This is a genomic window from Listeria sp. MAN/IMW/UF464, assembly GCF_058683955.1.
Window position 1 is genome coordinate 268,340 of the sequence record NZ_JBZWZP010000003.1, and the last position, 12,754, is coordinate 281,093.

The 12,754-nt window shown below is 37.0% G+C and carries 11 protein-coding genes and 1 tRNA gene; 9 read left to right on the forward strand and 3 right to left on the reverse strand.

Annotated elements, in window-relative coordinates:
- Window positions 1-8: 8 nt before the first annotated feature.
- The gene (rhaM, locus tag AC4PG0_RS11285; protein ID WP_003764521.1) at window positions 9-323 is read left to right on the forward strand and encodes an L-rhamnose mutarotase; all 315 of its coding nucleotides are present in this window, start codon (window positions 9-11) and stop codon (window positions 321-323) included.
- Between the two features lie 40 nt (window positions 324-363).
- Here rhaM and AC4PG0_RS11290 read toward each other — a convergent pair whose 3' ends face one another.
- Window positions 364-1,776 carry an MFS transporter gene (locus AC4PG0_RS11290; RefSeq protein ID WP_492167552.1) on the reverse strand — a complete coding sequence of 471 codons (1,413 nt, stop codon included), beginning with the start codon at window positions 1,774-1,776 and terminating at the stop codon, window positions 364-366.
- A 154-nt stretch (window positions 1,777-1,930) separates the two neighbouring features.
- Between AC4PG0_RS11290 and AC4PG0_RS11295 the strand changes: the two genes are divergently transcribed.
- Window positions 1,931-2,473 carry a GNAT family N-acetyltransferase gene (locus tag AC4PG0_RS11295; protein ID WP_010991486.1) on the forward strand — a complete coding sequence of 181 codons (543 nt, stop codon included), beginning with the start codon at window positions 1,931-1,933 and terminating at the stop codon, window positions 2,471-2,473.
- 180 nt (window positions 2,474-2,653) lie between these two features.
- Window positions 2,654-4,648, forward strand: coding sequence for a hypothetical protein (locus tag AC4PG0_RS11300; RefSeq protein ID WP_003772733.1), 1,995 nt, complete (start codon window positions 2,654-2,656; stop codon window positions 4,646-4,648).
- A gap of 45 nt (window positions 4,649-4,693) precedes the next feature.
- Here AC4PG0_RS11300 and AC4PG0_RS11305 read toward each other — a convergent pair.
- Window positions 4,694-4,766: transfer RNA gene (locus tag AC4PG0_RS11305), tRNA-Val, on the reverse strand.
- 21 nt (window positions 4,767-4,787) lie between these two features.
- On the reverse strand, window positions 4,788-5,813 hold the full coding sequence (locus tag AC4PG0_RS11310; RefSeq protein WP_003764514.1) for a LacI family DNA-binding transcriptional regulator: 1,026 nt from the start codon (window positions 5,811-5,813) through the stop codon (window positions 4,788-4,790).
- Between the two features lie 222 nt (window positions 5,814-6,035).
- Between AC4PG0_RS11310 and AC4PG0_RS11315 the strand changes: the two genes are divergently transcribed.
- From AC4PG0_RS11315 to AC4PG0_RS11340, 6 genes are all read left to right on the forward strand, one after another.
- On the forward strand, window positions 6,036-7,736 hold the full coding sequence (locus AC4PG0_RS11315; protein WP_033533742.1) for a sugar phosphorylase: 1,701 nt from the start codon (window positions 6,036-6,038) through the stop codon (window positions 7,734-7,736).
- A complete protein-coding gene (locus tag AC4PG0_RS11320) occupies window positions 7,733-9,025 on the forward strand; it encodes an ABC transporter substrate-binding protein (protein ID WP_003772736.1) in 1,293 nt (430 codons plus the stop codon). Before AC4PG0_RS11315 ends, AC4PG0_RS11320 begins: the two co-directional genes overlap by 4 nt.
- A 75-nt stretch (window positions 9,026-9,100) precedes the next feature.
- Window positions 9,101-9,982, forward strand: coding sequence for a carbohydrate ABC transporter permease (locus AC4PG0_RS11325; protein ID WP_003764662.1), 882 nt, complete (start codon window positions 9,101-9,103; stop codon window positions 9,980-9,982).
- Window positions 9,969-10,820: a carbohydrate ABC transporter permease gene (locus AC4PG0_RS11330; RefSeq protein WP_003727583.1), complete on the forward strand. Its 852-nt coding sequence runs from the start codon at window positions 9,969-9,971 to the stop codon at window positions 10,818-10,820. The genes AC4PG0_RS11325 and AC4PG0_RS11330 overlap by 14 nt, the downstream gene beginning before the upstream one ends.
- An 18-nt stretch (window positions 10,821-10,838) precedes the next feature.
- The gene (locus AC4PG0_RS11335) at window positions 10,839-11,891 is read left to right on the forward strand and encodes a zinc-dependent alcohol dehydrogenase (protein WP_185590559.1); all 1,053 of its coding nucleotides are present in this window, start codon (window positions 10,839-10,841) and stop codon (window positions 11,889-11,891) included.
- A 12-nt stretch (window positions 11,892-11,903) separates the two neighbouring features.
- A complete protein-coding gene (locus AC4PG0_RS11340; RefSeq protein ID WP_010991483.1) occupies window positions 11,904-12,698 on the forward strand; it encodes a sugar phosphate isomerase/epimerase family protein in 795 nt (264 codons plus the stop codon).
- Window positions 12,699-12,754: the final 56 nt, after the last annotated feature.

The window sequence follows — 12,754 nt, forward strand, 5'->3', positions numbered from 1 at the left end:
TAAGAATAATGGAACGAGTGGCATCTATTATGTATTTATATCCTGGTAATCAAGAAGAATATAAAAAAAGACACGACGAACTTTGGCCAGAAATGAAAGAGGCCTTAAAAGCGCATGGAGCAGCTAATTATTCGATATTTTTAGAAGAAAAAACGGATACATTATTTGCTTATGTGGAAGTCGAGGATAAAGCCATTTATGACAAAATAGCAGAAACAGAAATTTGTCAAAAGTGGTGGAAATATATGGCTCCAATCATGAAATCAAATCCTAATAATAGCCCGGTCGCGGTTGATTTAAAAGAAGTTTTCTATTTAGCATAAGAAAAGAGACATGACTTTAACTCAAAGTCATGTCTTTTTTCTAAATACTTTTTGGTAAGCGGAATATGAGTAGGAAACAAACTACGAGTAGAAAAATATTAACGTACATACTCATTTGCAAACTGTCGGAAAAGGCACTTGCTTTTGAGGTGGCTGTAGTATTACCGAGAGTGCGGAAAAATACTGATCCAACAACTGCAATCCCAAAGGACGAACCAATTCGTTGCGCTGTATTAAACATACCACTAGCTCCACCGCGATCTATACCAGTCACGGTGGAAAGGGTAAAACTATTCAATGGTGCAATAGTCAAACCGCTGCCAAGTCCCGCAATGAAAAGTGGTAGGAATAAGAGCCAAGCAGAAAAAGCGCCGTCATTGAGATGGAAAACTATAGAAACCGTGCCAAGACCGACAATAACGAGCGAGACCCCAAGCATTAACAGTTTTCTTCCTAGTAGCGGGATAAATCGGTAACTATTGGATGCCGCCAGTACGCTACCTAATGCAAAGGGGCTAATTGCAAGTCCAGATAAAATAGCTGAACGATTGAAACCAGTTTGCCAAGTTAGCGATAGAACGAAGAAAATACTAGTAAATGCAGCAAAATATACGAGTGATAAGAGCATTCCTGAGACAAATTGATTGTTTTTAAGTAAGTTTGGCGCAATTAATGGTTGATTGCCTTTCTTTTCTTGGTAAACACTCCATTTATAAAGGATGATGAAGAGTGGAATAGAAAGCGCCATTAAAAGGTAATCTATTGGTTTGAAATCATTTGCACCATTTGAAATAAGTGGGAAAAGTAATAGTAAAAGTGCGATTGTCAGTAGGCCAACTCCAGGCAAATCAAAGCTGATTTTTTTCGTGGAGACGGTTCTTTTAGGAAGGTAAAGCATTGCTAGGACAAGTGTTACTAACACAAAAGGTACGTTAACGAAGAAAACTGCGCGCCAACCATTTGTAGTGCCGAACAGTTCAATTAAAAGTCCTCCTGTAAGAGGTCCGATGGCAGTACCAACACCAATAACTGAACCAAGAATGCCGAAGATTTTCCCGAGGCTTTTTCCGGAATACATATCCATAATCGTCGCATTGATTTGCGGGAAAAATAACCCGGCAGCAAGACCTTGTATTACCCGGGAAATAATTAGGCTATTTTCCGAAGCCGCAAAACCGGCAGTAACACTCATAATTAGAAATAGAGTAATCCCGATAATGTAAATGTTTTTTCGACCAAATTTATCCCCAAGTCGTCCAGCTAAAATAAGCACAAGGCCAAATGCAAGAGCATAACCTGAAATAACCCATTCAATCGTCTCGCTTGTCGCATGTAGGGCTGTCGTAATATCAGGCAAGGCCACATTAACAATTGTCGTATCTAATAATGAAATAAAAGCTCCAAGCATTATTGAAATAAGTGCTAAAGTTTTACGTTTATCCGTTTGTTCCATGAATCATTCTCCTTTTTGAAGCTTTTTGAGATATTTTTCATTATAAACCTAAACGTTACTATATTAAAGAAAGAGCCAATGTTTCACGTGAAACATTTTACTTTGAGGGCAAGATTTGATAAGCTTTTTTTATTAATAATGCGGGGGTAAACGTATGGAAAATCGGAAGCAAATGATAAAAACCGAACGACTTTTTTTAAGTGAAATGACGTTGGCTGATACGGAAATTTTATTTGGATACTGGTCAGATGATTCAGTTACTAGATATATGAACATTGAGCCTTTCCAAAGTTTACAGCCTGTAGAAGAAATGATTCGGATGCTAAGGCAACTAGAGATAGAAGGAAAAGCACTTAGATGTGTAATTATTTTGCAAGCAACAGGAGAAATTATTGGTACATGTGGCTTTAACTATATTGATCATGAAAATCACCGAGCAGAAATCGCTTATGATTTAGGAACACGATTCTGGAAACGAGGATATGCTACAGAAGCTGTAAAAGCCTTGATGGAGTGGGGAAAAGAATCTTTTAAATTACACAGGATTGAAGCAAAAGTAGACCCGAGAAATGAGGCGTCAATTACTTTGCTAGAGAAGCTTGGTTTTTTAGAAGAAGGATTACTTAGAGATTATGAAAAAATTGGCACGGAATATCAAAGTTTGAAGTTATTTTCTTGGTTAGATACAGGTAAATAACTACATTTAAAGAGCGCTGTATAGAGCTCTTTTTTTGTACATAAGAATGATAAATGTGTCGAATTTTTTACTAAAAAATGGAAAGATAGTAATCATATAAGATTATTTCTTGTTTATTATATTTAGTTATTGCTAAAATAAAAGGAGCTATAAAAAATACAAACTCAAGGAGATTATCCAATGACAAAAGAATATTATTTTATAAAACCTGAATTAAGCTCTCCTGAAACAAAGCAAGAAAACATTTCTTCTTGGTTAGATACCCAAGATACAGATTTTTATAATGCTCAAATTGCCCAAGAACGGGATTATTGTTTTTGGTGTGATATTGTAGAAACGGCTAAAACGAATTCACGGGAAAGTTATACTTCTATGGCTTATACTTTGAATGATCCTAATATGCTCAACTCCGCTGCAAAAACCAATTTTATTTTGGCAGAAGATGAAGTGTTATATATACACACTCTGTCCGTCATTCGCGACGGCAAAGTCATTGATAAAATAAATGATATTAATGTGAAAGTCTTGGATTATGTTCGTGATGAAAATCAAGCTAGTTTTAATGATGAGAAAAAAGTAACGGTTCTAATTCGTGATTTACATTTAAATGATATTTTCTTAATTGAAACAACTATTGAACGTAAATATGAAGAAAGCAGCATTCGTAACCAATTTTTCCGCTGGATTTATTCGGCTCCAAATTCATACTGGGCTTACGGAAAGTATCGTTTTGAATTGAAGAACGAGACAGGACAGAATTTAGAAACGAATTTCCATTATTTCCGCGATGAAGCAGGGGCAATTTTAGATAAAGAAAAAGTTATTATTGAAAATAGCCAATCTTATACAATCGAAAAAGAAGACTATATTGGAAATGATCCAAAAGAGTTTGAACTTACGCCATTTATTGATTTTGTTACTGAAAAGACCTATCCAGAAATTACCAAAGCAATCAGTGACGTTTATCAGAAATTCTATCAAGTGGATTTAGCTAGTTTTGCTGGTGATTTGGTTTCTGAATTAGATGCATTACCTTCTTTAAAACATAAAATTAGGCATGCGATTGATTTTGTTCAAAAAGAAATATACTATTTGTATAATGAAACGGAAATGGATGGACATGAGCCTCAAGCGGCAGAAGTAACTTATCAGACGAAACAAGGTGATTGCAAGGCGAAAACGGTTCTTTTAAAAGTGATTTTAGATTATTTAGAAGTCGATTCAGAGCTGATTTTGGTTAATTATGGCAGTGATGTCTTTTTACCGGTTTATACGCCGTCACCATTTAATTTTAACCATGCGATTTTAAAAGTAACAGATGATAATCAAGTTTATTTTATTGATGCCACAATGAGTAGTGACCAAGGTTTTTTAGCTAACCGCCAAAGAAATAGTTTCATGTATTATTTGGAAATTAAACCAGGAACAGAATTACAAAAGCAAGAGCCTTTTCAAGATAGAACGCCTTCTGTTGAAGAAATTTTCCGATGTGATGTTAAAGGAAATGAAGCCGAGGTTGTTTTTGAAAGAAAATTACGCGGTGGAATGGCAAACGGATCACGTGAAATGTTTAAAAATGAATCAAATAAAGATATTGTTAATCGCTATAACTTCGCGATTTATAGCAATATGACTTTATATAAAAAATATGAAGAAAATGAGATTGATAAGCACTTTAATAACACGTCCATTCAAATTGTGGAAGATAATAAGGAAATGAATGAGATTTCGCTAGTTTATAAAGCAACAATAACTGACCCATATATTGTAGAAAACAAAAAACGCTTTTTACATTTTTGGAGTTGGGGTAATTTTATTGATGATGGCGCGGAAAAACATTTCCATAAAGATTTCCCGTATTGGGTTGATCGAAATATCATCAAAATGGAGATTCATTTAACGACTGACCACTCGATAGATCAGACGGATTCCTACACACGTCAAGAATGTGACATCAAGTCTAAGTATTTAAATCATCGTGTGACGAAGAAAATTCACAAAAACGGTGCTTCGTGTTATTTAGAGTATCGTCCATATCACAACCTTACTATTTCTGGTAAAGATCTAGAAGAATATATTAAAGCTAATAAAAAAGTTCTAGATAGCAACTGGGGAATTGGTATTGATATCATTGAAGATGGTCTGTTTAAGAAATTAGGTAAGCTATTTAAATAAACGTAAAAAAAGCATCCCTTTCTATAAGGGGTGCTTTTTTATAAATGGTCCCGACTGGTCTCGAACCAGCGACCCCCACCATGTCAAGGTGATACTCTCCCAACTGAGCTACAGGACCAACTAAACTCAGAAAATAAGCTTAATCGTTTATTTTCTGAATGGATTCACGTTCAATCATTTCGGTTTTAATGATCGTTGTTTTTGGTACGTTTTTATCTTGATGGATTAAGCGAAATAATAAGTTAGTGGCTTTTTTTCCTAGTTTATTAATTGGTATGTCAATAGAAGTAAGTGGCGGTGACAAGAAAGATGATGCTACTTTATCATTATAGCCGATGACAGAAAAATCTGCAGGTATTTGTAAATTTTTATCGGCTGCCATTTTATAAATACTAAGTACTTTTAAATCGTCGGTTGCGAAAACTGCGGTTGGTTTATCGGTGCTTTCCATTAGGCGTAATGCGGCTTTGTAACTGTCTTCAATGCTATAACCGCTATCAATAATCCAGTCATTGCGAAGGTCTAATTGGTGGTCAAATAGGCAGCTTCGAAAACCAGCAAGGCGATCAATCGAAACATGATAATCAAGTGGCGCGTGGATACAAGCAATTTTCTTATGACCTTGCTTGATTAAATGTTTAGTTAGAGCATAACTATCACCAAAATTGTCTGTGTCAACGGAATAAATATTTTTGTAATGTCCTTCTACTTTTCCGGTAACGACAATGGGGATATTATACGGGTCTAATTGATGGAAAAAATCTTCATCAGCCGGAGAACTTAGCATAATTATACCTTTAATCATTTTTTCTTGGATTTTTGAGAGGCATTTTTTGAGTTCGTCTTCGCTGTTTTTGGCGGTCTGAAGAATAAGGTCGAAATTTTCCAACTCAGCTTGAGTGGAAATGGATTGAATTATTTCGGAAAAAAATGGATTTCCTGTTGTTGTGGTTGTGGAGCGATTTGAGATAACCATGATAGCATCAAAGCCTGAAGAAGTAAGTGCGCGAGCTAGTTTGCTTGGCTGGTAGTTGAGTTCATCAATCGCTTCTAATACTTTTTGTCTTGATTCTTTGGAAATATTAGCTTGATTGTTTAGTACTCTGGATACCGTTGATTTTGAAACTCCCGCGTGTTTTGCTATGTCATAAATGGTAGCTGCCAAGGTAATCTTCCTTTCTCTATTGTTTCCGGTATCGGTTCCGGTCATTATCATCCATGTTTATATTACTCAATTTTACGCTAAATGTCCAACTAGATGTTATATAGGGATAAAAACTCAATACTGTCAACATGTTAGGAAATTCCTTTTAAATTGTGTTTGACAGAAAGCGCTTTCCATACTATAATTCTTTTTGTGGGAGCGCTCCCGGTTAGGAGGTAAATGATGACGAATTTAAGAAAACGACTTTCGCGGTTATATTCTGAAGATGTAGTTGAGAGTTTAGCAACGAGAATTGAAGCCCGGGTAAACCAAACGAAACAAAGAAAGTTAGTACGAAAAGACAAATGGGACGAGAAAGATATTGTTTTAATTACATATGGAGACCAATTTAAAGAGGAATCCAAAAAAACTTTACCAACCTTTAAGAAAATGTATGATCGTTATTTAAAATCGACTTTTGAGGTAGTACATTTCCTACCTTTCTATCCTTATTCCTCGGATGATGGGTTTTCGGTTATTGATTACAAAGCGGTTAATCCGGAGCTTGGCGATTGGGAAGATATTAAGGAAATGGAACAGTCGGCGCGATTGATGTTTGATTTTGTTTGTAATCATATGTCGGCGAAAAGTGAGTGGTTTAAGAGATATTTAGCGGGCGATAAGGAATTTCAAAACTTTTTCGTGGAAATGGATCCCGATACTGACCTTAGTTCGGTTACAAGACCACGTGCAACACCAGTGCTCACGCCGTTTCAATTTGCTTCTGGTAAAGAGGGTTATATTTGGACGACGTTTAGTGAGGATCAGATTGATTTAAACTTTGCTTGTCCGGAAGTGCTTTACAAGATGATTGATGTGTTGATGTTCTATTTAGAAGAAGGTGCGGAATATGTGCGACTTGATGCGGTTGGCTTTATGTGGAAAGTGCCGGGAACGAGCTCGATTCACTTAGATGAAACGCATGAAATCGTGAAATTATTTAGAGATTTAGTAGATATGGCAGCTCCGGGGACGATTATTATAACTGAAACCAACGTGCCGCATGTTGATAATATTAGTTATTTTGGAAATGGTGAAAAGGAAGCGCATATGGTTTATCAATTCCCGCTTCCACCACTCGTGCTCCATGCGATACATCATGGCAATGCGGAGTTTTTGAGCAATTGGGCGAAGAATTTAGAGCTCCCAGAAGGCAAGCGTACTTTCTTTAATTTCCTTGCTTCACATGATGGAATTGGCTTAAATCCAGTGCGCGGAATTATTCCAGAAGCAGACATTTTAGCATTGGTAGATGATTTGGAAAAAGAAGGAGCACTCGTTTCTTATAAACAAAACCCAGATGGCACGAAAAGCCCATATGAAATTAATGTGACGTACATGGATGCGCTAAGTAAACAGGCGGACACGGATGACTTGAGACTATCGAGATTTCTTGTCGCTCATGCAGTATTAATGTCTATCCCAGGCGTCCCAGCCGTTTATGTTCAAAGTATTTTAGGAAGCCGCAATGATTATTTAGGCGTAGAAACAACAGGGCACAATCGCTCTATTAATCGAAAAAAATACGACTTAGCGGAAATTACAGCAGAGCTAGAACAGGCTGACTCCTTACGAAAAGAAACTTATGATGCGTTAACGAAATTAATTAGCACACGAAAAGCGGAATCACTTTTCCATCCAGAAATCGCGATGGAAGTTTTAGAATCTACGGCGGAATTGTTTGTTGTTAAACGTTCATCCGGCGCGGAATCGATTATATTGATTCATAATTTATCAGAAAAAGAAGTGCATTATTCACTAGACAGCGGTGTTTATACAAATCTTTATACGGGCTCTGCAGTAACTGGGAGCGATTCCATAAAGCTTAGAGGCTATGAATTCTGCTGGCTAAAAACCAAAAATTACAGGGAGGAACAAAAATGAAGAAAAAAAGTCTTGTATTACTTGTTGTTGTGTTGGTTCTAAGTGCGGTATTAGCTGCATGTGGAGGGAAAGAGTCTGGTAGTAAGGAAGTAACAATTGAATTTATGCATTCATCCGTTGAAAAAGAGCGTTTAGATGTTATTAATAAATTAATTGCTGATTTTGAAAAAGAAAATCCAACGATCAAAATCAAACAAATTCCAGTTGAAGAAGATGCTTTTAATACAAAAGTTGTCACACTTGCTCGTTCTGGTAAACTTCCAGCAGTTATGGAAGTAAGCCAAGATTTTGCCAAAGTAATGGATAAAGATGAGTTAATTGACCAAGATGCAGTAAAAGAAGTTATCGACTCGGTTGGAGAAGATAAATACTATGAAGGTGCAACAAACTTAGTGCGTTCTGAAGATGGTAAAAGCTATATCGCAGCACCATTAAGCGGTTGGGTTCAAGGTATTTGGTACAACAAAAAAGCTTTAGCCGATGCTGGTTTTGAAGAACCAAAAAACTGGGCGGATATTGAAAAAGTAGCGAAAAAATTCACGAATAAAGCTGATAAAAAATACGGTATTGCAATTCCAACAGCAGAAAGTACGATGAGTGAGCAAGCTTTCTCTCAATTTGCACTTTCTAACAAAGCCAATGTTTTAGATGCAAAAGGAAATGTAACGATTGATACACCAGAAATGAAAGAGGCTCTTCAGTACTACAAAGATCTTTCAGCGTACACAATGCCTGGTTCAAATGACGTAACTGAAATTAAAGATGCGTTTATGAATGGTACTGTTCCAATGGCAATGTACTCTACGTATATTCTTCCATCTGTATATGAAGAAGGCGACCCATCTAACATCGGATTCGCTATTCCAGAAGAAAAAGAAAAAGCAGTTTATGGAACAGTTTCCGGATTGACTATCTCTGCTGGTTTGGATGATGACCAAAAGAAAGCAACGAAGAAATTTGTTGAATACTTGTCTCAACCAGAAAATATGGCAACGTGGGTATTAATGTCTCCAGGTGGCGCACAACCAGTAAATAAAGAAGTAGTAGAACAAAAAGCATACAAAGAAAATGAAGTGATTAAATCATTTGGTGATCTTCCAAACGAAATCGCTGCATCTTTCAACGACATCCAAGTTTTCGGACTTGTTGATGGTAAAAACCTAACAAAAATGGGTGATATAACTAGTTCAGGTATTATCGCACAAATGGTTAACAACGTAACTGTTGGCGGTGGGGATGTTTCAGCGGACTTAAAAGCAGCACAGAAAAAGGCAGAAGAAGGTAAATAATCAAATAGCGGGGAGGTGAGTCTCCCCGTCTTTTTATACAGTTTAGCACGTCGCTTTTTGATTTAAGGAGGCATTATGAAAACAAAAGTATATAAAAGGTCCGACTTTAAGTTAGCAATGATTTTACTTGCGCCAAGTTTTGTTTTACTGGCAGCACTTGTGTTATATCCGATGATTTCAAATATCCAGATTAGTTTTTTAGATATGCCGCTAAATCCGAATATTAAATCGGTCTTTATCGGTTTACAAAACTATATAGATATTTTGAAGGATCCAGAGTTTTATAAATCACTAGGTCTTACCGTGGCTTATACAGCGCTTGTAGTAATTGGGAGTACGGGGATGGGGCTACTTGTAGCGATTTTCTTTAATCGTGAATTTCGTTTTAGAAGAACGGCTCGGTCGCTTATTATTTTGTCGTACGTAACACCATCTATTTCTCTTATTTTTGCATGGAAGTATATGTTTAATAATGGTTATGGTGTGATTAATTTTATGACAGTGGATGTGCTTCATATGTTTAAAGAAGCGCCACTATGGTTTGATAATCCAGTTTCTAGTTTCTTTTTAGTAACCTTTTTTGCGATATGGCGTTATTTCCCGTATGCATTTATTTCGTTTTTGGCGATTTTGCAAACGGTCGATAAGTCGCTTTATGAGGCGGCTGATATGGACGGAGCGAACATTTGGGATAAATTCAAAATTGTTACTTTGCCAGCGATTATGCCGGTACTTGCAACAGTTATTACGCTTCGTGCGATTTGGATGTTCTATATGTTCACCGATGTATACTTACTCACGAATAAAGTAAATATCCTTGGAGTTTATTTATATAAAACAGCATTCGCATTCAATGATTTAGGAAAAGCAGCAGCGATTTCTGTCATATTATTTGTCATTATTTTTGTTGTGATTATTTTTGCAAGAAAGCGGGTGGATTTGAATGGCGGTAAGTAGTAAAAAGTCAAAAAGAACAAAGAAAATCGCGTTTTATGTGACGATGGTTGCATTTTTATGTATTACATTGTTCCCATTTGCGATTATGTTAATGACTTCATTTAAGAGCAGCAAAGAAGCCATTTCTACGCATCCAACATTTTTCCCGAAAGATTTCACTTTCCAGCATTATATCGATATTTTTAATCCAGATATTTTTCCGTTTTTAACGTATTTTAAAAATAGTTTGGTTGTTTCGGTTTTTGCGGCGGGAATTGCGGTCGTTTTGGGGATTTTAGGAGCTTATGCGTTGTCTAAATTACGCTTTAAAGGGCGAATGACGATTAACGCGAGTTTTTACACGGTTTATATGTTCTCCGGAATTTTGTTAATTGTTCCGTTGTTTAAAATAATTTCGAGTTTGGGGTTATATGATACAGAAACAGCTTTAATTATCACGATGGTTGTACAAACACTACCAACTGCGGTATTTATGCTAAAAAGTTATTTCGACACGATTCCAACTGACATTGAAGAAGCCGCAATGATGGATGGGCTAAATCGCTTCCAGATTATTTTACGAATTATTGTTCCGCTTGCGATTTCAGGTATTGTATCAGTGTTTGTATATTGCTTCATGGTAGCTTGGAATGATTATTTGTTTGCGTCGATTTTCCTATCTAGCTCAGAGAAATTCACGTTACCAATTGGTTTAAATACACTATTTAGTACACCAGATTATATTTGGGGTAGAATGATGGCTGCATCGCTTGTTACGGCGCTTCCAGTCGTTATTATGTACGCAATTTCAGAACGATTTATCAAAGGAAATTTAACAGACGGTGGAGTTAAAGGATAAGAAAGGAAGTTTTTTAAAATGAAAAAATTAGTTGCGACTGCCCCTCGTGTGGCGGAATTAGTAGAATATCATGATCGTGAAGTTGTAGAAGATGAAGTAAAAATTAAAGTTCAATTCGCTTCTCCAAAACATGGTACAGAAGTAGTTGATTTTAGAGGAATTAGTCCTTTTATTGATGAAGAATTTTCTCCTGAATGGAATTTATTTGTTTCACGTGAAACAAATAGTGCGCGAGGTATTGTGTTTGGCGAGTTTCAGCTAGGCAATATGGTCGTCGGTGAGATTGTTGAATGTGGGAGCAAAGTGACGGAATATGAGCTTGGAGACACGGTTTGTTCGTATGGTCCAATTATGGAAACTGTTATTGTAAAAGCTGTCGATAATTATAAACTACGTAAATTGCCAAAAGGTGCTAATTGGAAAAATGCGGTGTGCTATGATCCGGCTCAATTTGCGATGAGTGGCGTGCGAGATGCACATGTTCGTGCGGGGGATTACGTTGTCGTTGTTGGACTTGGCGCGATTGGCCAAATTGCAATTCAACTGGCGAAAAAAGCTGGTGCTAGTGTTGTTATCGGGGTTGATCCTCTTAGTCATCGTCGTGAAATTGCTGAAAAACACGGAGCAGATGCTACTTTTGATCCGATTACGACAGATGTTGGTTTAGAAGTAAAACGTCTGACTGGTAAGCTGGGTGCGGATTCGATTATTGAAACAAGCGGGAACGCGGCGGCACTTCAAGCAGCACTACGCGGAATTGCTTACGGCGGAACAATTTCTTATGTAGCCTTCGCGAAACCTTTCCCAGAAGGATTTAACCTTGGGCGGGAAGCTCATTTTAACAATGCGAAAATCGTCTTTTCACGTGCGGCTAGTGAACCAAATCCGGATTATCCGCGCTGGGATCGTAAGCGTATCGAGGAAACGTGTTGGGAACTACTGATGAACGGTTACTTGGATTGTACGGACATCATTGATCCAGTTGTTCCATTCGCTGATTCTGCTGAAAGTTATATGAAATATGTCGACCAACAACCTGATTTAAGTATTAAAATGGGGATTACCCTTTAAGGAGCGATAATAATGAAATTAGGCACACAAAACCAAGCATTTTTCCCGGAAAATATAGAAGAAAAATTTGCTTATGTAAAAGAAATGGGCTTTGAAGGTTTTGAAATTGATGGTAAATTGCTTGTTGAGAATTTGGATGAAGTGAAGAGTGCTATCAAGAAAACGGGGCTACCTGTTAGTACTGCATGTGGCGGTTATGACGGTTGGATTGGTGACTTCATTGAAGAGCGCAGACTGAATGGTTTAGAAGAAATTAAGGCAATTTTAGAAGCTTTAGCAGAAGTTGGCGGGCAAGGGATTGTTGTTCCAGCGGCGTGGGGAATGTTCACTTATCGTCTTCCACCAATGGTTTCGCCGCGTAGCCAAGCCGGAGATTTCAAAGCAGTGAGCGAGTCGTTAATTTATTTGGATAAAATTGCTGGTGAAACTGGGACGAAGGTTTATCTTGAGCCACTTAACAGATACCAAGATCACATGATTAATTTGCTAAGTGATGCGCAGAAATATATTGATGAAAATGAACTTAAAAATGTAGAAATTATCGCTGACTTCTATCATATGAATATTGAAGAAGATAGCATTCCAACTGCGCTTGAAGAGCATAAAGATTCCATCGGTCATATTCATGTTGCTGACAATCATCGCTATCAACCAGGAAGCGGTAGCCTTGATTTTAAAACAAGTTTTGATCAACTGAAAAAGAATGGTTACAACGGATTTTTAACTTTTGAATGTCGTGTTCGTAGTGAGAATCCAGAACAAGCTTATAGAGATGCGTTGGCACATTTAAAAAGCTGTTTAATTTAAAATAGAAAATCCGTCCCAATCAAAGCGGACGGATTTTTCTAAAAGGAGTTTCGGAT

Excerpts from the sequence above, each read along its gene's own strand:
- AC4PG0_RS11325 (WP_003764662.1), top strand. The coding sequence starts at position 9,101 with ATGAAAACAAAAGTATATAAAAGGTCCGACTTTAAGTTAGCAATGATT.
- AC4PG0_RS11320 (WP_003772736.1), top strand. The coding sequence starts at position 7,733 with ATGAAGAAAAAAAGTCTTGTATTACTTGTTGTTGTGTTGGTTCTAAGT.
- rhaM (WP_003764521.1), top strand. The coding sequence starts at position 9 with ATGGAACGAGTGGCATCTATTATGTATTTATATCCTGGTAATCAAGAA.
- AC4PG0_RS11330 (WP_003727583.1), top strand. The coding sequence starts at position 9,969 with ATGGCGGTAAGTAGTAAAAAGTCAAAAAGAACAAAGAAAATCGCGTTT.
- AC4PG0_RS11340 (WP_010991483.1), top strand. The coding sequence starts at position 11,904 with ATGAAATTAGGCACACAAAACCAAGCATTTTTCCCGGAAAATATAGAA.
- AC4PG0_RS11295 (WP_010991486.1), top strand. The coding sequence starts at position 1,931 with ATGGAAAATCGGAAGCAAATGATAAAAACCGAACGACTTTTTTTAAGT.
- AC4PG0_RS11335 (WP_185590559.1), top strand. The coding sequence starts at position 10,839 with ATGAAAAAATTAGTTGCGACTGCCCCTCGTGTGGCGGAATTAGTAGAA.
- AC4PG0_RS11300 (WP_003772733.1), top strand. The coding sequence starts at position 2,654 with ATGACAAAAGAATATTATTTTATAAAACCTGAATTAAGCTCTCCTGAA.
- AC4PG0_RS11290 (WP_492167552.1), bottom strand. The coding sequence starts at position 1,776 with ATGGAACAAACGGATAAACGTAAAACTTTAGCACTTATTTCAATAATG.
- AC4PG0_RS11315 (WP_033533742.1), top strand. The coding sequence starts at position 6,036 with ATGACGAATTTAAGAAAACGACTTTCGCGGTTATATTCTGAAGATGTA.